At 71.2% G+C, this 25723-nt stretch carries 19 protein-coding genes; 9 read left to right on the top strand and 10 right to left on the bottom strand.

Translation table 11 applies throughout. The annotated features are described in order from the left end of the window. Window positions 1–8: 8 nt before the first annotated feature. Entirely contained in the window at window positions 9–2258 is a 2250-nt protein-coding gene (locus J2Z30_RS05750; RefSeq protein ID WP_078957037.1) for a SpoIIE family protein phosphatase, read from the top strand. A gap of 45 nt (window positions 2259–2303) precedes the next feature. Here the strand turns inward: J2Z30_RS05750 and J2Z30_RS05745 are convergent, their stop codons facing one another. Next, on the bottom strand, window positions 2304–3092 hold the full coding sequence (locus J2Z30_RS05745) for an AraC family transcriptional regulator (RefSeq protein ID WP_044578419.1): 789 nt from the start codon (window positions 3090–3092) through the stop codon (window positions 2304–2306). Window positions 3093–3176: 84 nt separating this feature from the next. On the opposite strand from J2Z30_RS05745, the gene J2Z30_RS05740 reads away from it, so the two are divergent. Then, entirely contained in the window at window positions 3177–3989 is an 813-nt protein-coding gene (locus J2Z30_RS05740) for a sulfite exporter TauE/SafE family protein (RefSeq protein WP_209468568.1), read from the top strand. Between the two features lie 38 nt (window positions 3990–4027). Here J2Z30_RS05740 and J2Z30_RS05735 read toward each other — a convergent pair whose 3' ends face one another. The 3 genes from J2Z30_RS05735 to J2Z30_RS05725 all read right to left on the bottom strand — a co-directional run bounded on the left by J2Z30_RS05735 (window position 4028) and on the right by J2Z30_RS05725 (window position 8152). Beyond that, window positions 4028–5521: an ATP-binding protein gene (locus J2Z30_RS05735; RefSeq protein ID WP_052701698.1), complete on the bottom strand. Its 1494-nt coding sequence runs from the start codon at window positions 5519–5521 to the stop codon at window positions 4028–4030. 280 nt (window positions 5522–5801) lie between these two features. Further along, window positions 5802–7124 (bottom strand): ROK family transcriptional regulator, encoded by a 1323-nt coding sequence (locus J2Z30_RS05730; protein ID WP_063791002.1) that lies wholly within the window; start codon window positions 7122–7124, stop codon window positions 5802–5804. 110 nt (window positions 7125–7234) lie between these two features. Beyond that, the gene (locus tag J2Z30_RS05725; protein WP_063791004.1) at window positions 7235–8152 is read right to left on the bottom strand and encodes an alpha/beta hydrolase; all 918 of its coding nucleotides are present in this window, start codon (window positions 8150–8152) and stop codon (window positions 7235–7237) included. A 181-nt stretch (window positions 8153–8333) separates the two neighbouring features. Here J2Z30_RS05725 and J2Z30_RS05720 point away from each other — a divergent pair, with 181 nt between their 5' ends. The 3 genes from J2Z30_RS05720 to J2Z30_RS05710 all read left to right on the top strand — a co-directional run bounded on the left by J2Z30_RS05720 (window position 8334) and on the right by J2Z30_RS05710 (window position 13785). Beyond that, window positions 8334–9275 (top strand): helix-turn-helix transcriptional regulator, encoded by a 942-nt coding sequence (locus J2Z30_RS05720; protein ID WP_245387595.1) that lies wholly within the window; start codon window positions 8334–8336, stop codon window positions 9273–9275. Window positions 9276–9338: 63 nt separating this feature from the next. Next, window positions 9339–10487 (top strand): EstA family serine hydrolase, encoded by a 1149-nt coding sequence (locus J2Z30_RS05715; protein ID WP_044578421.1) that lies wholly within the window; start codon window positions 9339–9341, stop codon window positions 10485–10487. Between the two features lie 166 nt (window positions 10488–10653). After that, complete coding sequence (locus J2Z30_RS05710; RefSeq protein ID WP_044578424.1) at window positions 10654–13785, top strand: discoidin domain-containing protein; 3132 nt, start codon at window positions 10654–10656, stop codon at window positions 13783–13785. A gap of 99 nt (window positions 13786–13884) precedes the next feature. Here the strand turns inward: J2Z30_RS05710 and J2Z30_RS05705 are convergent, their stop codons facing one another. The 3 genes from J2Z30_RS05705 to J2Z30_RS05695 all read right to left on the bottom strand — a co-directional run bounded on the left by J2Z30_RS05705 (window position 13885) and on the right by J2Z30_RS05695 (window position 16828). After that, complete coding sequence (locus J2Z30_RS05705) at window positions 13885–15300, bottom strand: amidase (protein ID WP_044578427.1); 1416 nt, start codon at window positions 15298–15300, stop codon at window positions 13885–13887. Window positions 15301–15364: 64 nt separating this feature from the next. Next, window positions 15365–16111, bottom strand: coding sequence for a hypothetical protein (locus J2Z30_RS05700; protein WP_078957039.1), 747 nt, complete (start codon window positions 16109–16111; stop codon window positions 15365–15367). A gap of 276 nt (window positions 16112–16387) precedes the next feature. Further along, entirely contained in the window at window positions 16388–16828 is a 441-nt protein-coding gene (locus J2Z30_RS05695; RefSeq protein ID WP_308279775.1) for an MmyB family transcriptional regulator, read from the bottom strand. Between J2Z30_RS05695 and J2Z30_RS05690 the strand changes: the two genes are divergently transcribed. Further along, window positions 16772–17728 carry an aldo/keto reductase gene (locus J2Z30_RS05690; protein ID WP_044582231.1) on the top strand — a complete coding sequence of 319 codons (957 nt, stop codon included), beginning with the start codon at window positions 16772–16774 and terminating at the stop codon, window positions 17726–17728. The two genes, J2Z30_RS05695 and J2Z30_RS05690, sit on opposite strands and share 57 nt — an antisense overlap. A 63-nt stretch (window positions 17729–17791) precedes the next feature. On the opposite strand, the gene J2Z30_RS05685 is transcribed toward J2Z30_RS05690, so the two are convergent. Continuing rightward, complete coding sequence (locus tag J2Z30_RS05685; protein ID WP_044578431.1) at window positions 17792–18442, bottom strand: GntR family transcriptional regulator; 651 nt, start codon at window positions 18440–18442, stop codon at window positions 17792–17794. Between the two features lie 302 nt (window positions 18443–18744). Here J2Z30_RS05685 and J2Z30_RS05680 point away from each other — a divergent pair, with 302 nt between their 5' ends. Both J2Z30_RS05680 and ilvD read left to right on the top strand, forming a co-directional pair. Next, window positions 18745–20121 (top strand): MFS transporter, encoded by a 1377-nt coding sequence (locus tag J2Z30_RS05680; protein WP_044582232.1) that lies wholly within the window; start codon window positions 18745–18747, stop codon window positions 20119–20121. Window positions 20122–20180: 59 nt separating this feature from the next. Beyond that, a complete protein-coding gene (ilvD, locus tag J2Z30_RS05675; RefSeq protein ID WP_044578434.1) occupies window positions 20181–21836 on the top strand; it encodes a dihydroxy-acid dehydratase in 1656 nt (551 codons plus the stop codon). Window positions 21837–21898: 62 nt separating this feature from the next. Here ilvD and J2Z30_RS05670 read toward each other — a convergent pair whose 3' ends face one another. Beyond that, entirely contained in the window at window positions 21899–22807 is a 909-nt protein-coding gene (locus J2Z30_RS05670; RefSeq protein ID WP_044578437.1) for a LysR family transcriptional regulator, read from the bottom strand. Window positions 22808–22915: 108 nt separating this feature from the next. On the opposite strand from J2Z30_RS05670, the gene J2Z30_RS05665 reads away from it, so the two are divergent. Next, complete coding sequence (locus J2Z30_RS05665) at window positions 22916–24004, top strand: YeiH family protein (protein ID WP_245387594.1); 1089 nt, start codon at window positions 22916–22918, stop codon at window positions 24002–24004. Between the two features lie 9 nt (window positions 24005–24013). Here the strand turns inward: J2Z30_RS05665 and J2Z30_RS05660 are convergent, their stop codons facing one another. Continuing rightward, window positions 24014–25681, bottom strand: a complete 1668-nt coding sequence (locus J2Z30_RS05660) for a tetratricopeptide repeat protein (RefSeq protein ID WP_245387682.1) — start codon at window positions 25679–25681, stop codon at window positions 24014–24016. Window positions 25682–25723 lie beyond the last annotated feature (42 nt).

Below are 25723 nucleotides of genomic sequence, written 5' to 3'. Positions count from 1 at the left end.
GGTACGTAATGGACCAGCAGGCGCCTGGGCCGGGTGGTCCGGGGGCGAACGGACCGGCGCGCCGGAATGAGGTCATGGCCGCGGCGCTGCGGCGGCTCCACACCCGCTTGCGTGCGAGTACGAGCACGGTCTACCTCGTGACGGGTGACGGCCGGGAATTGGCCGCCGCCGTGTCGGTGGACAGCCCCTTGGGGTTCACGGTGACACCGCGAATGTCCGTTGATGACCGTTGGCGGTCCGCGGCGTCAGCGCACCGCACGGGTGAGCGGGTGATCATGCGTAACGCGGACTACGAGAAGCTGATCCGTGATGATCCGGCCCTCGTGCTGTACATGCCGTTCCCCCTGCTCGTGGTCTCGGTCCCGCTCCGTACCCAGGAGCGTCGATTCGGGGCCTTGAACCTGCGCTGGATTCCTCCGCGCCGGATCGACGCGGAAGAGTTCCGGTATCTGGGGACGGTCTCGGACGCTCTGGCGCTCGACTTGCAGACGTTCACCGAACAGGGCGTCACGGTGGAGGCGCCCTTCGTGCCGCTGTTCGTCGCCGCGGACGAACCCGCCGCCCCGGCGGTGACAGCGCCCACGGTAGCCGGGCGGGACGACTGGCAGGCGGCGGTCGGCTCATCGGTCGCGGCCAGTACGTTCGTCTACCAGCTGCTCGAACTCGCCTCCGAACTTACCGCGGCGGTGCGCCCGCGCGATGTCGTTTCGACCGCATGGACCCAGGTGGCGCGGCCCTTGGGCGGGCGGGCGGTGATGCTGTGCCTGGTGGAAAGCGCGCGACTGCGGGTGGTGGGATCGGCCGGCTTCCCCAAAGAAGCCGTGCGCCGTGTGAACGGGCTTCCGCTGTCCCGGCACGCACCGGAGGCCGAGACGGTGGTGAAGATCGCTCCCATGTTCTTCGAGACGGCCCAGGATCTGCGCGCCTCCTACCCCGGCCTCGAACGGGACGAGGAGGGGCGGTCCTGGGCGTTTCTGCCGCTGATCGCGGGCGGGCGGGCCATCGGGTGCTGCGTCCTGGTCTTCGACCGGCCCCGCAGGCTGCGATTCGAGGAACGCGCCCTCCTCATGCTCATGCTGGGACAGGTGGGCCAGTCCCTGGAGAAGACCCGGGCGTACGAACTCGAGCACGCTCTGGCGCAGGGGCTGCAGCGGGGCCTGCTGCCGCGGAGCCTGCCGCACTTGGCCGAGGTCGACATCACCGCGCGCTATCTGCCGGCGACCGCGGGACCCGATGTGGGGGGCGACTGGTACGACGTCGTCCCGCTGCCCGGCAGGGGCGTCGGATTCGTCATCGGGGACGTGGAGGGACACAGCCTCGAGGCGGCTGGGATCATGGGGCAGATCCGTACCGCGGTGCGGTCCTACGCGGCCGAGGGGCACGATCCGTCCATCGTGCTGAGCCGCAGCAACCGCCTGATCACCGAGCTGGACACCGACCTGTTCGCCACCTGCTGCTGCCTCTGGCTGGACCTGGACACGGGCGGCGCCGTGGTGGCCAGCGCCGGTCACTCCCCTCCCGTCCTCAGCGACAGGGACGGCCTGACAACCGTCCCCGACCTGCTCGCCGGACCTCCGCTGGGGGTCGATCCCGGAGCGGTCTACCCCCAGACAGAGACCGAACTGTCACCGGACGGAATGATCGCCCTGTACACCGACGGTCTGCTCGACGCCCGGCACATCGGCCCCGACGCCGCCGCCGAGCGACTCTCCCGCCACCTGTCCGAGGGCCGCGCGCAGAACCTGGAAGTGGTGGCCGACCAGCTCATCGGCGTCTCCCCGCCACAGGCGCTGCGCGAAGACGACGCCGCGCTGCTGCTCCTGCGCTACGAAGGAGCCCCGGAGCGCCCTCACCGACGCGTGGCCCGCGCCTTCGTACAGCGCCATGACCTGCAACGGGTGGGGCACATCCGCCATGTGCTGCGTGACCTGCTCCATGACTGGGATCTCGATGTCCTCACCGACGGTCTGGAGCTCATGGCCTCCGAGGTGGTGACCAACGCCTTGATCCACGCCCACAGCGAGGTGGACGTCCGGTTCCGGGAGTACCCCGACCGCCTGCGCGTGGAGGTCCGGGACAGCGACCCCCATCCGCCCGTCCCCGTCGCCTTCGTCGGCCCCGACGAACCGGGCAACCAGGAGGCCGAGTCCGGGCGCGGGCTGCTCATCGTCGATGCCCTGGCCTCCGCCTGGGGAAGCTCACCGGCCGGCCGGGGAAAGACCACCTGGTTCGAACTCGAGATTCCGCCATCGCCATAAGATCACCAGCCCAATCCACCGGTCCAGGGCGCGTCGTCAGGCACGTCAGGCGCGGCTGGGGCGACCGCCTTGGCCGCCGGCGGTGAAACGGGACGGCGGCAGGCCGAAGGCACGGGTGAACGCGGCGGTGAAGGCGGCGGGGGAGGCGTAGCCGAGGCGTCCGGCGGTCTCGGTGACGGACGCGGTGCGCAGCAGCGGGACGGCCGCGAGCAGGCGGGCGCGGGCCCGCCAGACGGCGGGGCTGTCTCCGGTCTCCGCGCGGAAGCGCCGGGTGAAGGCCCGTTCGCTCTGCGCCGTCCGGCCGGCCCAGACCGCGTTGGTGATGCCGACGTCCGGTGCGGCCAGATACTCCCGGCACAGTTCCGCCAGGTCGGTGGAGGGCGGGATCGCGACGTGGAAGGGGAGCGGGGTGCGCCCGGAGATCTCGTGCAGCAGGAGCGCGGCGATGCACCCTTCCCGCCCCGACAGGCTGTAGTCGGCCTCGAACCCGACGGCGCTCAGGAGGAGTTCGCGAAGCAGCGGGGTGACGTCCACGACCGTGCAGGTGGCGGGCCACCAGGGAACGGCGTCCGGCTCGATGTAGAGGCTCCGGGTGCTCACCCCCAGCATCCGGACCCGGTGCCGGGTGGCGGCCGGAATCAGGACGGCGCGCTCGGGCGGGACGGTCCACGTACCGGCGCCGGTGTCGACGACCATGACCCCGGTGGCGCCGTAGAGGAACTGCGCGCGGCGATGCTCATGCCAGTCCAGTACGTGTCCCGGCGGATAGTCCGTGCCGATCGGCAGGACGACCCGATCGACGTGGTCGATGGCGTCCAGGGGGACGTTTCTCACCCCACCACCGTACCGGCCGAGACGCGAAAGAACCGTGCCGGTCTTCGCATGCGGGAAGGGCGGCGGCCCTGGTGGGGTGGTCCCGTGGACATCGCGATGTTGATCGGGATCGGGCTCCTCACCGGAGTGACGACGGTTTTGTTCGGGTTCGGCGGCGGGTTCGCCGCGGTCCCGGTGGTGGTGTGGGCGGACGCCGCGCTCGGCGCGGACGCGATGCGGGTGGCGACGGCCACCTCTGCCCTGGTGATGGTGGTGAACGCGGCGTTCGCGACGGCCGTCACGGCCCGGCGTGTGCTCGGCGCCCTCCGCGGCAGCACGGGGCTGCTCCTCCTGCTGGCGGCCGGCGCCACGGCCGGTGCGCTCGCCACCCGCCTCGCCCCAGCGGGGCTGGTCCGCTGGCTGTTCGTCGGGTATGTGGCCATCACCATCGTCGACCTGCTGCTGCGCCCCGGGTTCCTGCGCCCCCGCGCACATATCGAGGGACCGGCAGACGGACCGTGGCCGCTGCCGGCCGTCCTCGGCGCCCCCATCGGCGCGGTCGCGGCGTTCCTCGGTGTAGGGGGCAGCGTCATGACCGTCCCCGCGATGCGGCGCGCCGGGCACACGATGCACGTGGCGAGCTCGCTGGCCAACCCCCTCACCTTGGCCATCGCGCTCCCGGCCACCGCGGTCTCGCTCGGCGGCACCGCGCTCCCGGCCTCCGCCGGTGCGCATGTCCACCTGGTGGGCCTCGTCGACCCCGGTGCCGCCGCGGCCCTGCTCGCCGGTGCCCTGCCGGTCGTCGGGGTGCTGCGGCGGCGTCCACCGCGCATCCCCGACCGGATCCACGCCTGGGCGTACATGGGGCTGCTCACCGTCGTGGTGGCGGCGATGTCGCTGTCGGGCGTCCCACGGTGACGGCGGTGACGGCGGTGACGGTGCCGGGCACGGGCTGGTCATGGCCTGACGGCAGGCAGCGTTCGCCCGTTCCGCAGATGCTGGATGATGCCGCGCAGCAGAAGCAGCCGGGCGAGCAGTTCCGGGTGGTCCCGGCCGTGCTCCAACTCCACCGCCTCGTCGGCGTAGCGGAACGCGGAGTCGCCGTCGGCGTCCCCTGCCGCCAGCGCGGCCGCCGCCGCCAGGGCGACAGTGCGGTAGACCGAGTCCGGCGCGGTGCGGTTGAGGGCGTATGCCACCAGGCCGGCGGTGCCGGTGACCCGTCCGTCGGCCGTCTCGACCGCGGCGAGCGCACTGGCCAACAGCAACTGGCGTTCGTCCGTACCGGACTGCAGCCGGTGCAGGGCATGGGTCAGGTTGGTACGCTCCTTCGCCAGCCGTTCCAGCGTGGCGGAGGGGACCACGGCCTCACCGTGCAGCGGCAGGCACATCGCGGCCAGCCAGCTGACCAGCCGTTCATACGTCCCGGTTTCCTCGCCCTCGGCGATGAGCCTGTCGTGCCCGAAGCAGCGCATCGACTCCAGGAGCCTGAACCGGGTGGGACCGCCGGTGTCGGCCAGTGCGGTGATGACGGACTTGGCCTCCAGGCTGATGAGGAGCCGCGGTATCGCGGCGGCCGGACCGGGTAGGTCGGAGGCGACCGCCGCGGCGGCGTCCGGTCCGAAGTCGCCGGCCAGCACCGACAGCCTGCGCAGCAGCGCCTGTTCCTCCGGGCTCAGCAGGGCGTAGCCCCACTCCAGGGAGGCGCGCAGGCTCTGGTGCCGGTCGTCCGCGAGCCGCCAGCCGTTGGTCAGCAGGGCGAGCCGGTCCTCGAGCCGGGTCACGATCTCGGCCGGCGGGAAGACCCGGATCAGCCGGGCGGCCATCTCGATGGGGAGCGGCAGCCCGTCCAGCCGGGCGCAGATCTCGCCCACGTGTACCGCGTTGTCGTGGGTGAGCCGGAAGCCGGGCATGACGGCGCGGGCCCGGTCCACGAAGAGCGTGACCGCGTCGGAGCGCAGGCACGCGTTGAGCACAGTGTCGGACCCGGCATCGGGCAGGGCCAGGCCGGCCACCGAGAAGACGGTCTCACCTGGCAGTTGGAGCGGCTCGCGGCTGGTGGCCAGCACACGCAGCCGCGGCCGGTCCGGCAGCAACTCGGTCAGCAGCCTCCCGCAGACCTCCAGCACGTGTTCGCAGTCGTCGAGCAGGAGGAGATGGTCCCGGCCGGTGTTCTCGGGGCGGTCGGGGGCGGCGGCAGAGGCGGCGACGGAGGGTGGCGTGGCGCCGGGCGTCTCGCCGAGCGCGGCCAACACCTGCCGCCGGATCTCGTCGGGCTCGGTGCGGGGGCCGAGCCGCACCATGGACACGACGGGGCGTTTGCCGCGGACCTCCTGACCGACCAGTTCCAGCGCCAGCCGGCTCTTGCCGGCCCCGGCGGGGCCGGTCACGGTCAGCAGCCGTACCTGGCGCAGCAGCCGGGCCAGCTCGACCAGCTCGTCGGTGCGGCCCACGAGGCTGCTCAGCTGGGTCGGCGGTCCACCGCCCGGCGCGGTGTCCGTGCCGCCCGCCTTCTGCCGTGACCGATAAGCGCGCTGTCGGCAGGCGTTGGAACAGTAGCGTGCCCGGGGAAGGGGCCTGCCGGACTGTGGGGGTCTGGACAGCGGTTCACCGCAGGTGCCGCATCTGACAGCGGACAATGGTCACCCACCTTCGGGGTCAACGGTCATGGAGGTGCGGGGGAGGGCCGGGCGGCAGGTGCGCGTCCGGCGTGCCCGCGCTCAGGGCCGCCTCCTACAGCCGCTCGGGAGTGCCGAACCGCCGGCGCACCGCGGTACGTGCCTCCCCGTACCGGTGTCCGCGCTGGGGCACGTGCTCTTGCCCTCTCTCGTGCTCAGACGATGAAACCGCCAACCGGTCAACCGCGTAATTTCTACGCTTTTCGCGCTTCGCACGGCTGCCGCCGCACAGTGTGATGTCTCCGGGGGGCCAGGGCGCCATGCGGACGATGGCGCCGAGCGCGGCGGCGGAGTCACCGAGTCCGGCCGGACGCACTGTCGGCCGCCCATCCGAGCCGCGCAGCACGCCCGTGTTCAGCGTGCGTTCGATCGACCGCATCAGGGCCGGACCGGCGTCGACCAGCTCACCGCCTACGACGATCACGCCCGGACCCACGGCGTGGCTCACGGCGTCCAGCACTCTGCCGATGTGAGCGCCGGCCCGCTCCAGGACCGCATGTGCCTTGCGGTCGCCCGACCTGACCGCGGCCACCAGCTCCGGCACGTCCGCCGCGGTACCTCCGGCGGCGCGGTAGGCGTCGAGTACGGCCCCGATCGAGGCCACCGTCTCCAGGCATCCGGTACCACCGCACTCGCAGGGCGCGCCGTCCGGTTCCACGGTGATGTGGCCGAACTCTCCGGAGCGGCCGTGAGCGCCGCGGTGGAGTGCGCCGGCCACCATGAGTCCGCCGCCGACGCCATGCGACAACCGCAGGTACAGCACGTCCTGTTCACCGGCGGCCGCGCCCCAGATCGTCTCGGCCAGTGCCGCCAACCGGGTGTTGTTGTCGATCAGCACCCGTGCGCCGAAGCGCTCGCGGACCAGCTCCGAAACCGCGTTGTGCCGGGATGCCCGCATGGGGCCGTGATCCGGCGGGCCGACCGGTCCGACCACCCCGACGCCGACCCCGTTCGGCGCGCAGGATCGCAGCGTCCCGCTCGTCAGGGTGTCCGCCAGCCGCCATGCGATGTCGACGCGGGCCTGCCACGGGGTGTCGGGGCCGTGTGCCTCCCCCACGGCGCCGACGATCTCGCGTGACGCGTCCATCGTGGCCACCCGCACCGCCCGCCGCGCGAACTCGATGCCGAGCAGCAGGCCGGTTCCGGGGTTCAGGGTCAGCACCTCGGCCGGGCGGCCCCGCTTGCGCCGGGCCGCTTCCGGTATCGAGGCGAGGACGGTGCCGTTGTCCATGAGCGCTCCGACGGCGTCATGGAGCACGGTGCGGGACAGGCCGCACAGACTCCCCAGCTCTCCCCGCGTCAGCGGGCCGTGTTCGCGCAACAGACGCAGCACCAGGCTCTTGTGGGAGGCGGAGGCCCGTGTCCTCTCGGTCAGCATGGCGGAAGGGTCCCCTCTTTGAACGCACCTGTGACGTGGGTAGGACACCGGTGAGTCGGTCGCTTGTGACCCGGGAGGCTAGAGAGCGTTTCTGTGGGAATTCTGTGGGTTTACGAGGCGGTGCGTTCATGGCTGCCCGGACCGGGTCGGGCCCCGGCCGTCCGCGACCGGTCATGCCGGTGTATCGCCCGGTGCGCCACGTGAATGACATCCGCGAGGGCGGTCGGCCGCGAGAGGAACGGTGAGTGCGAGGAATCCATTTCCACAACCGTCGTCGGCTGGGCGGAGATGGCGTCGATTTCCCGGATCATGAGGCGCTGCAACGTGGGCCGTATGGCGTTGTCCCTGGTGCAGACGACGTAGCTGTGCGGGATCGAACCGTACCGTTCGGCGGTCACCGTGATCGGTTCGGAGGGGACGCCGGCAGGTGCGTCCGTGGTCAGCAGCGAGATCGCCGCCTCGGCGGTCACCTCGTCGGTGACGTCGTTGTAGAACGTCTCGCGGATGACGGCCCGGCGATCGCTGTCGCCCGTGTCGTAGCGCAGCGCACCGACCGACGCCGGGTCCGCCGAGAGCCCGCTCGCCACCATTTCTCCCGCGTTCTCCGGCATGCGGAGGTACTGCGCCGTCGGCGCCCCACTGACCGGGGCGAACGCCGTCACGTACATGAGTTCGGCGAACAGTTCCGGCGCCTGTTCAGCCGCGGCGGTCGCCACGGTGCCGCCCATGCTGTGCGCCACGACCAGACACGGCCGGCCGCTTCCGATCCGCCGCACCTGCTCGACCAGGCTCGCGGCCGCGGAGGACGCCGTGATCCCGGCCACCGGCGAGGGCTCCACGGCGAACGCCTCGGCATCGAACGGACGCCCCCATCGCGACCGGGGTGAGCGACTCTTCAGACCGTGTCCGTCGAGGTCCACGGCGACCGAGGCGACACCACGGCTCGCGAGTTGCTCGCCGACCAGGCTCCAGCACCAGCTGCCATGCCAGAAACCGTGAACAAGAACGACAGGGGTCGTGGCTTCCACGCTTTTCCTCGTTTCATCCTGCATCTCATCAACCAACTGGGACAGCAGGACCATAGACATGCGCGGGAGACGGGCAAACAGCTCAGCCACGTACTGACGACCAGTGGATAAAACGGGCGGCGCTCGCGGCGCCGATCAGCCCATGTGCACAGGGCACGGACCCGATGCGACGATGCACCTCATGAAGAGCCCTCTCGACGCGGCCCACGGTCCGGTCGCCAGTGCGGACCCGGGCTGGAGGCCCACCCCGGGGACCCAGATGACGGACCGGATCCAATTGGGGGACTTCCTCCGCCGTCGCCGGGCGGCCCTGCGCCCGGCGGATCTCGGCCTCGCCCCCGGCACCCGGCGCAGGACTCCCGGGCTGCGCCGCGACGAGGTGGCGGCGATGGCCAACATGTCCACGGCCTACTACGAAAGCCTCGAGCAGGCACGTGGCCCCCAGCCGTCGGTCGCGATACTCGCGAGCCTCGCGACCGCCCTGCGACTGACACCCGACGAACGGCATCATCTGTACCTGCTGGCCGGGCACGCGCCGCCGACGACGGCCGAGCCCCCGGACTACCTCGACCCGGGACTGTCGTACACACTCGACGCGGTGGCGGCCACGACACCCGCGCTCATCTCCGACGACCTCTCCAACGTCCTGGCACAGAACCCTCTGAACGTCGCCCTGTTCGGCACCTTCGCCGACCGGCCCGGCCATGAGAAGAACCTGACCTGGCACTGGTTCACCTCCGCGCACTGGCGTTCCGTACTGCGCTCGGCGTCGCCGCAGGAGGAAGAGGCGACCAGCCTGTTGTACGTGGCCGACCTCAGGGCCACGGTCACCCAGCGCGGCCACGATCCCGCCGCCGCGACACTGGTCTCCGATCTGTGCGAAGCCAGTGCGGAGTTCGCCGGGATGTGGGACCAGCACCGGGTGTCGACGCTGCACTGCTCGACGAAGTCCGTGTTCAACGAGCAGGTGGGGCGCCTTGATCTGGACTGCGTCATCCTCGCCAGCCCGCTGTCCCGGCAACGGCTGCTCCTGCTTCAACCCGTGCAAGGCACGAAGACCATGGACCGCCTGAGCCGCCTCCGGCTGTCGATCGGCGGCGAGCGATCCACCCGACTCATTTAATCCGGGTGCCGCCCGCTTTTGTCCAGCTCCTTGACGTGGCGTCAGGTGTTAGCGTGAGCCGCCATGAGCAACATAGCGGGAAGGCACGACGCCCGATTCGACACCGTCCGCGCCAAGTTCGAAGAGAACGTGGCCTCCGGCGAGGAACTGGGCGCGTCCCTGGTCCTCGACATCGACGGCGACGTCGCCGTCGACCTGTGGGGCGGCTTCCGCGACCCGGCTCGCACCGTGGCGTGGGACGAACACACCATCACCAATGTGTGGTCGACCACGAAGGCCGTCACCAGCCTGGCAGCGCTCATGCTCGTCGACCGCGGCCAACTCGACATCCACGCACCGGTGGCCGAGTACTGGCCCGAGTTCGCCGCCAACGGCAAACAGGGCGTCGAGATCCGCCACCTTCTTTCGCACACCTCCGGGGTCGCGGGTCTCGACCAGCCCGCCGTGCTCGAGGACCTCTACGACTGGCAGAAGTCCACCGCCCGGCTGGCCGCTCAGGCTCCGTGGTGGGAGCCGGGAACGGCCTCGGGCTACCACTTGACGAACTTCGGTCACTTGCTCGGCGAGGTCATCCGCCGCGTGAGCGGAAAGCCCCTGAAGCGGTTCGTCGCCGAGGAGATCGCCGGCCCGCTGGGCGCCGACTTCCAGATCGGTGCCGCCGAGGAGGACTGGGGCCGGATCGCGAACGTGACACCGCCGCCCCCCATCCGGATCGACGCCGACACCCTGGGAGCGGACAACCCGGGCGTCAGGGCCGCGACCGGACCGTTCATGGAGGCGAACGACGCCAACACACCGGACTGGCGCCGCGCGGACATGGGCGCGATCAATGGACACGGCAACGCTCGCTCCGTCGCACGTATGCTGTCCGCGATCGCCCGCGGTGGTGAGGTCGGCGGCATCCGGCTGCTCGGCCCGGACACGATCGATCTCATCTTCGACGAGCAGGCCGACGGTGTGGACCTGGTCCTTGGCATCCCGCTGCGCTGGGGTGTCGGCTATGCGCTGCCCAAGAAGGACACCATCGCCTGGATCCCCGACGGAAAGATCTGCTTCTGGGGAGGCTGGGGCGGGTCAATGATCATCATGGACCTCGATCGGCGCATGACGATCTCCTACATGATGAACAGGATGGCCCCCGGCATCATCGGCTCCGACCGAAGCGGCGCCTATGTCACGGCCATCTACGACGCGCTCCGGAACAACGTCTAGCGCTGGTCCGGAGCCGGGCCCGCGGCCGAGATGTGCGAGGCCCCCGACGCGCTGCCGGTGGCGTTTTGACGCCTGTGTGGTCACACCCGTTGACGCGCGGACCAGGACCGCCGAAGAATGTGCGACACGCTCTGACAACGTTGTCCAGCCTTCGAGGTGTCGTTCCGTGTCGCACCGATCCCTGCCCCTGGGCCGCCGCCGCTTCCTGCACCTCGCCGGTCTCACGGGCGCACTGGCCGCCCTGCCCCCGCTGACCGGAGCCGTGAGCGCCCACGCGGCGCAGGGCCGCACGGACCCGCCGCCCGACGCCGTCGCGGCCACCTACCTGCGGGTGCTCCTGGACCACACCCGGTGGTCCGAGACGCAGTGGGACGAGGCCCAGGGCCACTACCGGGCCAAGGACTTCGGGTTCGCCGTGGTCCTCGGCAACGCGGTCCTGCTCACCCACGGCAGCTACGACGCGGAGCGCGCGGGCACCGACCGGGAGACCCTCGAGCGGCGCACGCTCGCCACCATCCGTCACTTCGCCGCGTCGAACCGGCTCACCGGCGGCGACGAGTGGGGCCGCACGCTCTTCTTCGACACCACCTTCCAGTCGTACTTCGTCCTCGCCGCCCGGCTGCTGTGGAAGGACCTCGACACCGCGACGCGGAGAGACGTCGAGACCATCGTCCGCGAACAGGCCGCCTACACCACCTCGTTGGGCAGCGGCGACGACCCCGCCTCGGGCGACTGGACGCCGAACGGCCTGAGCGGCGGACACGTCGGCGACACCAAGCTGGAAGAGATGGGCCTGTACGCGCAGACCCTCGCACCGGCGCTCGCGTGGGCCCACGACGACCACCGCGCCGCCGACTGGGCCACGTGGTACGGCATCTGGTCGCGCAACGAGGCGGGGCTGCCGCCCGCCGACCTCGCCAACCCCGCCCGCGTGGACGGCGTCGCCGTCTCCGAGAACACCGCCCGCAACCTGTACGACACCTTCATCGTCGAGAACCACGGCTCCTTCGGCCCGCACTACCAGGAGGAGCTGTGGCGCACCTCCGGCCGCAACGCAGCGCACTTCCTGGCCGCCGGACGCCCCCTCCCGCAGGTCCTCGCGCGGCAGCCGAACGCCCAGCCGCTGTGGCGCACACTGCTGGGCGTCATGAGCGACGCGGGCGAACCGCTGATGCCGATGGTCGACGACCGCCAGCACCTCTACGGCCGGGACGTCATCCCGCTGGCCTTCCTCTCCCAGGTGATGCGAGACGGGGCCGCGGCGCGGGCGGAGCAGGAACTGGCGGCACGGCTGGAGGCGTACCAGCAGTACCCGCCCGAGCACCGGATGGCGAAGTTCTCGGGGGAGCCGAAGTACGAGCCGGAGGCACGCGCCGAGATCGCGATCAGCTATCTGCTGCATGTGTGGGCGGCGGAGTCCGGGCGGCCCGTCAAGGCGCTGTCGCGCGACGAACTGTTCGCGCGGGCCTCCGGTGTCACGGACTTCGGGACCGGCCCCGGACTGGTGTCGCACCAGTCGCGAACCGCGTGGGCCGGTGCCGTGACGAAGCCCGGGTTCGTGAAGTTCGCCTGGCAGCCGGACCACGACGACTGGCTGTTCCGGCTCAGCGGCGCGACTCCGATGTTCCTGCCCACAACCGCCGCGAAGGTCCAGGGCCGTACCGTGCGCGTGTACGAGTCCCCGCGCGACGGCTTCGACGGCAGCGCGACGCTCCTGCGCCTCGACGGCGGCTGGGCCGGGTTCGCGACGCTCCCGACGGGCTCGATCGTCTACGCGAGCGGCGGTACCGCCGACGCGGAGGGCCACCTCGAGGTGCACAACCTGACGATGCCCGGCATGCCGGGGCTCGACGGCGCGCGCACCTACCACTTCGAGGAGGGCGAGGCGACCGTCCGCGCCCGCGACACCTCCGCCGAGACGCCCGCCGGACGGGTCGACGACCTCGGCTTCACACCCACGACGGTGCGCCACGTCCGCATGCTCGGCGTGCGGCCCGACCCGGCCTACGGATACTCCCTGTACGCCTTCGAGGCGCGCGACGGCGCCCAGGGCGCGGACCTCGCGCGCGGCGGGTCCGCCACCGCCTCGTCGGCCGACGCCGGGAAGGGCGCGCCGCTCGCGGTCGACGGCGACTCGGCCACCCGCTGGGCGGTGTCGAAGGCCGACCGTCCGCGCGCCGACAGCTGGCTGGCCGTCGACCTCGGCGCCGAGCGCCGGATCGACCGGGTCACCCTGCGCTGGGAGTCGGCGGCCGGCCGCGCCTACCGCGTCCAGGGGTCCACGGACGGCCGGGACTGGCGGGACCTGGCGACCGGGCCGAGGCCGGCGGTGAGCAGCCGCGGCGGCTGGCTCGACGTCGATGGACGCGCCGGGCTGGTGGTGCGTGACGGCCGGAACCCGATCGGCGTCTACGACGACAAGATCGTCCTCGGCGACGGCCCGGCGGCACCTCTCCTGGTCGAGGGCTTCCCCGGCACGTCGGCCGGAGAGCTGCGCGCGATCGCCCGGAGGACCGCGCCCACGGCGGAGGCCACCGAGGTGCGCACGACGCTGACGGACGGACACCTGACCCTGTTCAACCTCTCCGGCGAGTCCGTCAGGACGCGGATCACGATTCCGCGCACGGGCACGGACACGGTGGTCTTCGAGGGCACGCAGCGGCTGACCGCCGACGGCACGTCCTTCGAGGCCGCGCTGCCCGCCGCCACGGCGGTCGTGCTGGCCCCGCGCTTCACGCTCACCCCCCTCACCAGCCGAGGCCTGCCGTCGGGCCTGCGGGTCCAGGTCGTCGACGGCGCGACCGTGCGCCTGTCCGGGGCCTCCTGCGCCCTGCGCGTCCGGGCCCAGGGGCGCAGCAGCGTCGCCGTCGTCGACGCGGACCGGACGATCACCGTCGTCCTGGACGGCGCGGCCGCCCACCCGCACGACGACCTGGCCCTCGGCAGGACCGTCTTCCCCACGAGCCCGCTGCCGGAGGGCATGTCCGACCCCGCGGCGGCGGTGGACGGCGACGCCCACACGGCCTGGAGGCCGGGCGCGCGCGGCCGCATGGTCGTGGACCTCGGCGCGGCCCGCCCGGTCCGCCTGGTGGAGACCGAGTGGACGGCGGGCACGGCGCCGGGCGCGAAGGTCGGCTTCAGCACGGACGGCATCACCTACCGGGACGCCGGGACCCTCACCGGCCGGGGCCGCGTGCGTCGGCTGACCGCCTCCGAGACGGCCCGCTACGTCAGCCTCGAGGTCGACGGGTCGGCGCATGCGGCGGTGCCACGCCTGCGGCGCCTGACGGTGCGCTGACCACCGACTCCGCCCCCTCCGGGCCATGTGGGGACGGCAGCCCACAGGTGAGCGAGGGGGCGGTGGGGCGAGGCCCCTCCGGATGGATCGGCAGCCGGGTCAGGTGAGGTCGGGGTGGCGGTGCCGGACCGGGCTGATCTCCTCCAGGGCCGCGCCGAGCCGCAGGATCGTCGCCTCGTCGTACCAGCGGGAGACGAGCTGGACGCCGATCGGCAGTTGCCCGCCGGTGGCTCCGAAGGGGAGGGAGAGCGCGGGCAGGCCGGTGAGATTGAACGGGACCGTCGCGCGCATGATGCCGCGTGCCGGGACGGTGACGTCGCCGACCTCGAATGTCTGTCGGGCGTGCGGCGGCGCGGGGATGGGGCATACGGGGCACAGCAGGACGTCGTAGCGCTCGAAGTACCCGGAGAACATCGAACTGAGCGCCTCGACCCGTTGCTGGGCGGCGACATAGTCGGTCAGCGTCACGTCCGGCGCGGTCAGCGCGCGCCGGATGACGCTGTGCAGCTCGGACTCGCGGCCGGCGACCACCTGCCGGAAATACGGCACGACCTCGGCGGTGAACAGCACCGCGCTCAGCGCGGTCGCGTCGAGGGTCTCCAGCTCGGGGAGCGGGGCCGGTTCGACCACGCAGCCCAGGCTGCGCAGGGCGTCGGCCGCCGCGGTGACGGTGGCCGCCACCTCGGGGTCCACCGGGCCGAAGGCGGGCTCGGTCGCCCAGCCCACCCGCAGCCCGGCCACGTCCCTCGGTCCGGGCGGGTCGGCGGGGTGCGGGTGGTGCCGCCGCACGTAACCGTCGACACCGTCGGGTCCTGCGAGGACCCTCAGCGCGGCCGTGATGTCCCGCACACTGCGGGCCATTGGACCGACGTGCCAGTAGCGCCGGGGAACCTCGGGCCAGTGGCCGGTGGCCGGGACGCGGCCCCGGGTGGCCTTCAGCGCGACGATGCCGGTGTCGTGGGCCGGTCCCCGGACCGAGATGGCGACATCGCTGCCCAACCCGAGCGGGGACATCCCGGCGGCGATCGCCGCTGACTCCCCGCCACTTGATCCGCCTGGAGTCCGCTCGTGGTCCCAGGGGTTGAGTGACCTGCCGGTGATGACGTTGTCGGTCTCGGTCCAGTAGGAGAACTCGGGCAGGTTCGTCTTGGCCAGCGGAATCCCGCCCGCCGCCCGGAGTCTGGCCACCGCGGTCGCGTCCCTGGCCGGGACATGGTCCCGGAACAGCGCCGAGCCGCGTGCGGCGACCACCCCCGCCACATCCAGCGAGTCCTTGACCGTGAACGGGACGCCGTGCAACGGGCCCAGAGCCGTGCCGGACCGCACGGCCCGGTCGGCGGCGCGCGCCGCGTCGAGTGCCCGCTCGGCGGTCACCGTCACGGCGTTGATTTTCGGGTCGACCGCCGCGATACGGTCCAGATGCGCCTGCACCACTTCCACGGCGGACACCTGGCGTCCTGCGATGAGCTCCGCCAGCTCGGTCGCGTCCCGGTAGTACAGCTCACTCTCGCCCACAGGCCGGCCCTTCCGCCGTCAACAAGATGCACGACGCATCTACATCCGCAGCGTAGGGGATGACTCAGCCGCGTATGGTCACGCCGTGGCGTGTGCGCAGCCGGTGCAGCTCCCACAGGGAGAGCCCGGTCACCGACAGCGGCCCGCCGAACAGGGAACAGAACTGGGCCCATGTCGGCCCGTTGGGCATGCCGCTCCCGGTCAGGTTGAAGACGGCGATGATCCAGACCATCACCACGGTGAGCACGGCCGGCAGCGCGGCGTGCACATAGGCGGTGTTGAAGGCGGAGCGTGCGACGTAGGCCGATGCCAGGAAGAAGAACGGCAGCCCCCACAGCACGAACACGAGCGCCGGGACCGCGGCCACGAACAGCCACACCCCGTGCAGCCCTTCCAGCACCCCGGGGTTGGCCGAGATCCCCCACAACGTGGCGGCGAGGACGGCCACGGTCAGGACGTACCAGCCGACGGTCTTGGCCGGGACACTGAGCCGGGAGCGCAGCAACCGCCGCCGCTCCGCGGGCGCGTAGCGGATGAAGAGGGCGATGACCACCGGTCCGGCGATGAGGAGCAGCACCGGGGTCACGAGGAGTTGGGCGGCACTCTCGCTGGCCTGATCCTCCAGGTCGCCGTCCGATCCGTACATGTAGTAGAGGGCGAGCGTCGCGAGTACGCCGAGCACCGTCCGGGTGATCTGAACGCGGTCGACCACGGGGTCGTGGACGCGCCCGCCGCCATCCTGGTCGAACAGTTTCCGCGCGGGCCGGTGCGCCAGGCGGAGCAGGGGGATGAGGAAGGAGAGGAAAGGCACCCGCCGGTACCAGCGCCGGCCCCTGGGCGTCGGCCGGTAGGGCCCGGGTGGCGGGGGCGGGGGCGGGGGCACGTACGGACTTGGTGTCGGCGGTGGCCCGTACGGATCCGGTGTCGGCGGCGGCCCGTAAGGACCAGGCGCCGGCGGCGGTCCCCAACGGTTGCCTCCCTGCCCGGGGCCGTTCGGCAGACCCCATCCCCCCGTTGCCATCGTGGCTCCTCCCCGCCCATGCGTGTCGACCACTCATTTTTCGCCAGCTGGCCGGGGAATTGTAGGTCACGAGGACGAACCACGTCCTGCCCGGTAGTTGGGCGGTTCGGCCTCGGCCGCGCGGGCGACCCGGGAATGGTCAGGCTGGTACGGGGGACCGCTCCAGCCGGCGAGGAGAGCCAGCCGGTCCGCGGAAGGCGAACCGGGTTCGGCGGTGTAGATGCCGAGGGTCTGGTCCGGGTCGTCGGTAGCGGTGAAGGACTCGTAGCCCAGGACGAGATCGCCGACGAGGCAGTGGTGGTAGCGCTTGATGCCGTGAGTGCGCTGGAAGACATCGTGATCGGCCCACCAGCGGCGGAAGTCGGGGTCCTGTGCGGAGAGCTCGCCGACGAGTTCGGCCAGGGCGGGATCGTGGGGGTGGCGTCCCGGAGCCAGTACGCGCTCGGCACGATGATGTTCGGCGCGATGGGCAACACCGACCACGGTGAGTGCGTCCGCATGATTCACACCGCGCTCGATGCCGGTATCAACATCATCGACACGGCGGACGTGTACTCCGGCGGGGAGTCGGAGGAGATCGTCGGCAAAGCCCTCGAGGGCCGCCGCGACGAGGTCGTGCTGGCCACCAAGTTCGGGCTGGCCATGGGAGACGACGCCAACCGGCGCGGCGGCTCGGCTCGCTGGATCCGGCGCGCCGTCGAGGAGAGCCTGCGCCGCCTGGATACCGACCACATCGACCTGTACCAGATGCACCGCCCGGACCCGAACACCGATATCGACGAAACCCTCGCCGCCCTCTCGGACCTGGTCCGGGCCGGGAAAGTGCGCGCCGTCGGCGGCTCCTTCTTCGCGCCCGAGGAGACGGTCGAAGCCCAGTGGACCGCCGAGCGCCGCGGCCACCGCCCCTTGCGCACCGAGCAGTGCCCCTATTCCATCCTCACCCGCGGTGTGGAGAACCGCGTGCTGCCCACCGCCCGGCGGTACGGCATGGGCGTGCTGACCTTCGGCCCGCTCAACTCCGGCTGGCTCTCCGGCCGGGCCGACCCCACCACGGGGCACCGCAACGCCGGGCTGGGCGCGAAGATGTTCGACCTGTCCCAGCCAGGCGTCAGGGCCAAGGCCGAGGCCGTCCAGAAGCTCACCGCGCTGGCCACCGAAGCCGGTCTGCCGCTCGCCCATCTGGCCCTCGCCTTCGTCCGCGCCCACCCCGCGGTCACGTCCGTGCTGATCGGTCCGCGCCACCCCGAGCACCTCACCGATCTCCTGGCCGGGGCCGACGCGGAGCTCGATGACGACGTCCTCGACCGGATCGACGAGATCGTCGCGCCCGGTGTCGACGTCAACCCCGACGACTTCTACATCGACCCCACCCCGCCCATCACCGACAAGCGGCTGCGCCGCCGCTGACCCACGCCGTTCCGCCGGGGAGGGGCGATCACCCTGTCGGTTGACGACGGTTTCGTACGGGTCCTAGGACGTGCGTCGGGCATGGAGGCGGTCCAGCAGTTCCGCGGCGTTGGTCATGTGGTCGCCCACTGCCTTGATCACCGCTGCGACGTCCGCCGACTCGATCGCGCCCACGATGTCGGCGTGCTCGTCGACGGCCTCTTGCGGTATGGAGTAGTGCCCCTCGAGCCGGGCCAGACACATCCGCGTTTCGACCAGGAGCGTCCTGCTGGTGCGCTCGAGGCGCTGATTGCGCAGGCAGGCCACCAGCATCTCGTGGAACCGCATGTCCGCCGCCGTCAGCTCGGCCGGGTCGCCCGCCGTGACCGCGGCCGTCATGGCGCGGTGCTGCTCGCGAAGGCTCGCCAGCACCGCCGGATCCTGGGTCTCGGCCAGCCGCAGCGCGGCCGAGGTCTCGATCGCGCGTCGCGCGTCGTAGATGTCGTCGAGATCCTCCGGCGAGAACGTGGTGACGAAAACACCGCGGTGTGGGATGGCGGTGACCAGCCCCTCCTGCACCAGCCGCTGCAGCGCCTCGCGCACCGTGGGCCGTGAGGCGCCGAACGAGGCGACGAGATCCGGCTCGACGAGTTGCTCTCCTTCGGTGATCTCGCCATCGGCCAGTGCCTGCCGCAGGCGTGCGGCGATCATGTCCGGCCGCGACGGCACCGTCATGGGGTGCGTCGCAAGCGTCGCACGGCCCCTCTTCGCACCAGCCATCCCGCACGGACCTCCTCGTCCTCCTCGGCATACCGAGGATACCGTCAGTCAGATCGTTTGACGATCTGACGTTCCTTGGGTACTTTCGCCGCAGTGGGTGGAGGCATGGCTCATAAGGCCCCTGTTCCGCACTGATTCCTCTCGCGTCGACACGCGACCGCCCCCGCACTCCGCCACGCCACCGGGCGTGGGTGCGTGGCGGAAGGGGGCCGATTCAGACGTCCGCAATGAGGCGGGCCGTGAAGGAGTTGACGTCCATGAATCCAGCACCACCAGGCGCGACGGGGGAACTCGTCCGGCGCACCGCGATGCGCAAGACGATGTGGCGGATCCTGCCGTTCCTGCTCTTCGCCTACCTCGTCTGCTACCTCGACCGCGTCAACATCAGCTTCGCCTCACTGGAGATGAACGCCGACGTCGGCATTTCCGACAGCGCCTACGGGATCGGGGCGGGGGTCTTCTTCGTCGCGTACTTCATCTTCGAGGTGCCCAGCAACATGGCGCTGACCAGGTTCGGGCCCCGGCTGTGGATCGCGCGGATCATGATCACTTGGGGGGCCGTCGCCGGCTGTATGTCATTGGTGCAGGGGCCCGTCAGCTTCTATGTGCTGCGCTTCCTCATGGGGGTCGCCGAGGCGGGCTTCTTCCCGGCGATGATTTTGTATCTGACCCGGTGGTTCCCCCGGGAGAAGCGGGCCCAGGCGACCGCGACCTTCTTCATGGCGGTGCCGCTCGCCGGTCTCATCGGCTCACCGCTGTCGACCTGGCTGATGACCGTGTTGCACGGAGTGGCGGGCCTGCGCGGCTGGCAGGCGATGTTCGTCATCGAGGCCGTTCCCTCCGTGCTCGGCGGGATCGCGTGCCTGTTCTGGCTGGTCGACAAGCCCTCCCAGGCCACGTTTCTCACCGAACCCGAGCGGGCCTGGCTGGTGGCCGAGCTCGAATCAGAGACCGGCGAAGTCTCCGCCGCCCACCGTCCTCAGCATTCGATCATGCGGACGCTTCTGCGGCCGGCGGTGCTCTACCTGGCCCTGATCTATCTCGGCCTGGAGTTCGGCGAGTACGCGCTCGGGTTCTTCCTGCCGCAGATGGTGCAGTCCTTCAGCGATCAGTTCGGCACCCATCTGTCGCTGATGCAGATCGGTCTGATCAGCGCGATTCCCAGCGCGGTGGGTGTCTGCTGCATGATCTTCTGGGGCCGCCGCTCCGATCGCGCGCAGGAACGCACATGGCACATCGTGATTCCCACCCTCATCGGCGCGGCAGCCATCGCGGCATCCCCGTTCTTCTCGAACTTCTTCATCGGCATGGTGCTGGTGTCGGTCACCGCCGCCGCCATCTACTCCAGCATCCCGGTGTTCTGGCAGCTCCCGTCCCGCTATCTCGTGGGCACCGCGGCCGCGGTCGGCGTCGCCGTCATCAACTCCGTCGGCAACCTGTCCGGGATCATCGCCCCCTCCCTGACCGGCCTCCTCAAGGACGCCACCGGCACCTATTCGGCCGGCTACATCCTCCTCGGCGTGTTCCTGCTGTTCGCCGCCGGCGGAACACTCGCGCTGCACCGCGCGACACACAGGGCCCCGTCCGGCGAACCGGCCACGCCGGTGGCGCGGGCCTCGCGGACCGAGGTCTGACCCCGGTGTCCACCACTACCCACCAGCGTTCACCGTCCCACACCACCGAAAGGGCAGATATGCGCAGCAAGGACCAGTTCCAGGGCATCCAGCGTTCGCTCCAGCGTGCCTGGATCAAGGGAGCCGGCTTCACCGATGAGGAGCTGGACCGCCCGCTCATCATGATCGCCAACACCTACCAGGACTTCTCGCCCGAGAACGCCCACCTGCGGACGCTGGCCGACGCGGTCAAGGCGGGGGTGCGGATGAACGGCGGCACACCGGTCGAGTTCAACACCTTCCACGTCACCGACAGCGAAGCGTTCGCCGCGCGCAGCATGCGCTACGTTCTGCCCAGCCGGGACATCGTCGCCGACTCCGTCGAGCTGATGGCCGAAGGCCACGGCGCCGACGCCCTCGTCCTGCTCACCGGTGGCGACAAGCCCACTCCGGGCATGGTCATGGCGGCGGCCCGGCTCAATCTGCCGACCATCCTGCTCTACTGCGGACCCACCAAGTACGGCGAGTACCGCGGCAAGCACCTGTTCCTGGAGACCGTCTACGACGGTGTCGGCGAGGCGGTCCGCGGCGCCATCAGCGAGGAGACGCTGAAGGACTGGGAGGATGAGCTGTTCCCGGGCCCCGGCGCCGGCGACACCCTCACCAGCGGCAACACGGCGGGCATCTACACCGAGGCCCTCGGGCTGTCGCTGCCCGGCTCGGGCACGCTCGCGGGCGGGACCAACAAGCAGATCCGCGCGGCCAAGTACACCGGGATGCGCATCGTGGACCTGTTCCGGGAGAACGTCCGGCCCAGCGACATCCTCACCCCGGCCGCGTTCGAGAACGCGCTGCGCGTCGCGCTGTCGGTGTCCGGCTCGACCAACCTCGTACTGCACTTCATCGCGATGGCCAAGGAAGCCGGTGTCGAACTCGACTTCGGCTTCATCGACAAGATCGGCCGGGAAACCCCCACCCTGGCCAAGCTGGCGCCCTCAGGTCCCTGGGGCGTGACCGAACTGGGCGAGGCGGGCGGTGTGCCGGCCGTCCTCAAGGAACTCGGCGACCTCATCCACGGCGACACCGTCACGGTCTCGGGCAGGACCACCGGCGAGATCGCCGCCGCGGCCGAGAACACCAACCCCGAGCTGCTCGCCACCCGCGCCGAGCCGAAGGCTCCCGAAGGCGCGATCTACATCCTCAGCGGCAGCCTCGCCCCCGGGGGCGCGGTTGTGAAGGCCTCCGGCGTCACACCGGCGATGTGGGAATTCGAGGGCACCGCCCGCGTCTTCGAGAACGAGGAGGACGCGATCACCGCCACCCTGGCCGGCGAGATCGAACCCGGCACGGCGATCGTCATCCGCAACGAAGGGCCCAAGGGCGGCCCCGGCATGCGCGAGATGCTCGGCGCCACCTCCGCCGTCGTCGGCATGGGCCTGTCGGAGACCGTCGCCCTGATCACCGACGGCCGCTTCTCCGGCGCCTCCCACGGTCCCGCGATCGGCTACGTCGGCCCCGAAGCCGCCAGCGGTGGCCCCATCGGCCTGGTGCAGGACGGCGACACCATCTCCGTCGACCTCAACGCCCGCCGACTCGACCTCGCCGTCGACGAGGCCGAACTCGAACGCCGCCGCGAGGCCCGGGTCGCCCCCGCCCCGAACGTCACCCGCGGCTACCTCGCCTTCTACGCCCGGCATGTCGCCCCCGCCAACCAGGGAGCGGTCATGCCCCGCTGACCTCCGGCCGCCGACCTAGTCGCCGGCAGACGGCGCCGATGTCGCGTCGGCCCCGCAGCGCCTCATGCCTTCTTTCCGCGGCGTCTCGTCACGGCCAGAAGTTCCGCCGCGGGGCCGACGGGGGCGCGCCCCGAAGCCCAGACTGCTCGCAGGGCACGGCGTAGTTCGAGGCCCTCGACCTCCACCGACACAAGGCGGCCATCGGTGAGATCGGCTCCCACCGCGAGCTCACTGATCACTGCGGGGCCGGTTCCGGCGATCACGGCATTGCGCACGGCGGTCGCCGATCCCAGCTCCAGCAGGGGCAGCGGTTCGCCCATGCCGACCTTGCGCAGAGCCTGGTCCAGGGTCTCCCGGGTGCCCGATCCGCGTTCGCGCAGCACCAGCGGCGCGGCCACCAGCTCGGCGACGCTCAGCGGGCGGCGGCGGCGCGTCCAGGGGTGCCCCGGGGCGACCACCACGAGCAGCCGGTCGTGGGCGACCTGCCGGGCGGACAGCCCCGCCGGGGCCCGCGGTGACTCGACGAACCCCAGGTCCACCGCTCCGCTGCGCAGCAGCTCCGGAACGTGTTCGCTGTTGGTCACCTGAAGGCCGACGTACAACTCGGGCCGAGTGCGGCGCAGCTCGCCGATCCAGCCCGGTACCAGACACTCGGCCACCGTCATGCTGGCCGCCACCCTCAGCTCGGCGTCCCGCTTCGTACGCAGCGCCTCCGTGCCGGTCAGCAGCCCCTCCAGCTCCTGCAGGACCCGCTGCGCCCAGCCCGCCACGGCCCGGCCCGCGTCGGTGAGCTGCGATCCCCGCCGCGTCCGGTCCACCAGCACCAGGCCCAGCCTGCGCTCCAGCGCGGACAGCCGCTTGCTCGCCGACGGCTGCGTAAGACCGAGCTGCGCCGCCGCACCGCTCAGGCTCCCGACGTCTCCGACCAGGACGAGCAGCCGCAGTGATTCCGGATCCGGCAACTGGCTCATGGCTCCAGGGTATGGGCCGGGCCCGGTCGGCAGTCATGCCTCTTGGCTATGACCTCCTCACGATCTCGGGGCTACAACCGTGGTCCGGAGCGCATCAGAGTCGAGGCCATGAGCGAAGTCGAGGCCATGAGCGAAGATCTGGACTATCCGGTCCACCCGCGGCCGGCGGCCGAACCGGCGCGGTCGTCCCGGCCCGCCGTGGCCTCTCTCGTACCCGGTCTGGCCCTCGTCCTGGCTCTCGCGGTGGCGGGCACGGCGGTGGGGAGGATGTTCCCGCTCGTCGGCGGCCCGGTGGCCGGGATCGTCCTCGGTGTGCTGCTGGCCGCCCTGAAGCGGCCAGGAGCACGGTGGGGTCCCGGCATCGGCTTCGCGAGCACGTGGGTCCTGCGGGTTTCGGTCGTCGTCCTGGGCTCGCAACTGTCGCTGGCCCAGATGGTCCAGGTGGGCGCCGGCTCGATTCCGGTGATGACCGGCTCGTTGGTGGTCTGTCTGGCCGCCGCTTACGGCATCGGCCGGTGGCTCGGCATCGTCGGGGACCTGCGCACGCTGATCGGCGTGGGCACAGGGGTCTGCGGCGCGTCGGCGATCGCGGCGACCGCTCCTGTCATCGGCGCGGCCGGGGCCGAGGTGGCCTACGCGGTCTCCACCATCTTCCTGTTCAACGTCGCCGCCGTGCTCACCTTCCCGCTGCTCGGCCACCTCCTGGGGATGAGTCAGCACAGCTTCGGCCTCTTCGCGGGGACGGCGGTCAACGACACGTCCTCAGTGGTCGCCGCCGCCACCAGCTATGGCCGGACCGCGGCGGACTACGCGGTCGTCGTCAAGCTCACCCGCAGCCTCATGATCATCCCCATCTGCTTGGGGCTGGCCTGGCTGGTGAGACGCCGCGACCGTGAAGCGGCGGAGGCCACGGCCCGTCCCCGGCCTCGGGTGGTCGAGCTGGTGCCCGTGTTCCTGATCGGTTTCCTGCTGATGGCCACGGCGAACAGCCTGGGTTTCATCCCGGCCGCCGCCCACCACGGACTCGGCGAGCTCTCGGTCTTCCTCATCACCGTCGCGCTCTCCGCGACGGGCCTGTCCACCGACCTCGCGGCGCTGCGCCGCACCGGCCCCCGGCCGCTCGTCCTCGGTGCCTGCCTGTGGGCGGTGGTCTCGGCGACCAGCCTCGCTCTCCAATTCCTGACCGGTTCCCTGTGAGCGGGGTGCTCAGTCGCTCGTGGCACGTCCCGCGCGGCACTCTTCGGCTTCGCGCGGCCGGCCGAGGAAGATGAGCAGTTCGGCGAGGTCTTCAGCCGCGTAGGGGTCGCCCAGATCGATGGCGACGCGGTAGAGGGACACGGCTTCGTCCAGGCTGCCCATCTTCTGCGCGAGCGTGGCCAACGCGTGCGCCGCGTGCTTCGAGCCGTTGTTCAACGCCCGACGGTACAGTGCGGCGGCCTCCGCCAGACGCTCCGCCCTTTCCAGCAGAGCGCCGAGATTCAGCGCGGCGTAGGGATCGCCACTCCCGAGCGCACTGCGATACAGGGCCTCGGCCTCGTCGATGCGGCCCTCCTTCTCCAAGAGAACGGCGAGGTTGTTCGCGGCATCGAGATGGCCTTTGCCGAGCGCCTGACGGTACAGCGATTCGGCTTCCTGGACCCGGCCGAGCTCACCCAGCAGGAGCGCGAGGTCGTTCGCGGCGTACGGATTTCCCGCGTCCGCCAGGGGCCGCCAGGCCTTTTCGGCGGCATGGGGTGCGACATCCTGGGCGTTCCTGGCGATGACCCATCGATCGGCGTCGGCATCCGTATGGGCCAGCGCGACTTCCCAGACCTGGTCCGGAATCTTCGTATCCGCGTGGTCGACCAGATAGTCGAAGGCCAGCCATTTCTCCGTGCCCGCCGGAAGGAGGAGGCTGGTCACTCCATGGCGCACCTTCGAGGCCCAGTCGAATGCCGTGTCCAACGGTTCGAGCCGCGATATCGACCCCTCGGCGGGCAGGTACCACTGGTGCGCGTCCTCCAGTAAGGCCCTGGGATAGGGGCCGCGCAGACCGCAGCGGGTGAGGTCGACGGCCGCTCTCACCAATGCCGTCCCGCGGGCGTGGCCGTTCCCGGGTCCGGCCCGGCGCCATTCCCGCAACAGGGAGGGTCCCGCCGCCAGATATTCGGCGACTCCGTACGTGCCGTGGTGGGTGAGCGCGTCGAGAATACGAGGGTCGTCACAGCGCTCGGCGCGGGAAAGCTCCCCCTCGCTCCAGAGCCGGTCCAGATCGATGACCCCGGCTGCCCGCAGGAGTTGGGCCCCGGATCCGTGGTCGCGTGCGGCACTGAACGATTCGAACGGCTTGAGCCGCATCGTCGCGACGACCGGCACCTTCAGCCGTGTCAGCGCGGCCAGCACGTCGATTTGCATCCCGCCGGGCCGCAGATACCGTTCCAGGTCGTCCAGCCACACCACGCATGGCGAACCGCCGCGCTCGATGGACAGCGGCACACCGGTCAGATCGTTGTCGGCCGACGGCGCGCATACGCGGTACGCCGGCAACACCGCCCGTACCGCCTCGAACGCCGCCCGGGTCTTCCCGGCCGTGGAGTCGCCCACCACGAGGACCATGCCGCCGTCCCGCTCGGCTTCGGCGACGCGCCGGCGGATTGGCTCGTCGGCGTCGCGTGCGATGTACGGCGGCACATCACCGTCCCCGCCGCCGGTACCCGGGCGGGACGGGTGTGTGCCCGCCACCAACGCCTCCCACTCACCGGCGAGTGGCCAGTCCCTCGGGTCTTCCGGGCAAGGGGGCGGATTCGCGCAGGACGATGTGATCGTGAGGTTTTCCAGGTTGCCCGCCTGCACCGCCGCGCCGAAGCATCCCCCGGAGATTTCATGGCTCCCCATGCCGGTCACAATAACCGCGGCCGCGAGGACGGACCACGGATC

The organism is Streptomyces iranensis (assembly GCF_017874715.1).
GTDB classification, from domain to species: Bacteria; Actinomycetota; Actinomycetes; order Streptomycetales; family Streptomycetaceae; genus Streptomyces; species Streptomyces iranensis.
This window is presented reverse-complemented; position numbering and strand designations above follow the sequence as displayed.

What these genes read in the sequence shown, in the direction of transcription:
- J2Z30_RS05670 (WP_044578437.1), bottom strand. Translation starts at nt 22,807, where the DNA reads ATGAGCCAGTTGCCGGATCCGGAATCACTGCGGCTGCTCGTCCTGGTC.
- J2Z30_RS05690 (WP_044582231.1), top strand. Translation starts at nt 16,772, where the DNA reads ATGATGTTCGGCGCGATGGGCAACACCGACCACGGTGAGTGCGTCCGC.
- J2Z30_RS05660 (WP_245387682.1), bottom strand. Translation starts at nt 25,681, where the DNA reads ATGGGGAGCCATGAAATCTCCGGGGGATGCTTCGGCGCGGCGGTGCAG.
- J2Z30_RS05665 (WP_245387594.1), top strand. Translation starts at nt 22,916, where the DNA reads ATGAGCGAAGTCGAGGCCATGAGCGAAGATCTGGACTATCCGGTCCAC.
- J2Z30_RS05680 (WP_044582232.1), top strand. Translation starts at nt 18,745, where the DNA reads ATGAATCCAGCACCACCAGGCGCGACGGGGGAACTCGTCCGGCGCACC.
- J2Z30_RS05750 (WP_078957037.1), top strand. Translation starts at nt 9, where the DNA reads ATGGACCAGCAGGCGCCTGGGCCGGGTGGTCCGGGGGCGAACGGACCG.
- J2Z30_RS05730 (WP_063791002.1), bottom strand. Translation starts at nt 7,124, where the DNA reads ATGCTGACCGAGAGGACACGGGCCTCCGCCTCCCACAAGAGCCTGGTG.
- J2Z30_RS05685 (WP_044578431.1), bottom strand. Translation starts at nt 18,442, where the DNA reads ATGACGGTGCCGTCGCGGCCGGACATGATCGCCGCACGCCTGCGGCAG.
- ilvD (WP_044578434.1), top strand. Translation starts at nt 20,181, where the DNA reads ATGCGCAGCAAGGACCAGTTCCAGGGCATCCAGCGTTCGCTCCAGCGT.
- J2Z30_RS05720 (WP_245387595.1), top strand. Translation starts at nt 8,334, where the DNA reads ATGAAGAGCCCTCTCGACGCGGCCCACGGTCCGGTCGCCAGTGCGGAC.
- J2Z30_RS05715 (WP_044578421.1), top strand. Translation starts at nt 9,339, where the DNA reads ATGAGCAACATAGCGGGAAGGCACGACGCCCGATTCGACACCGTCCGC.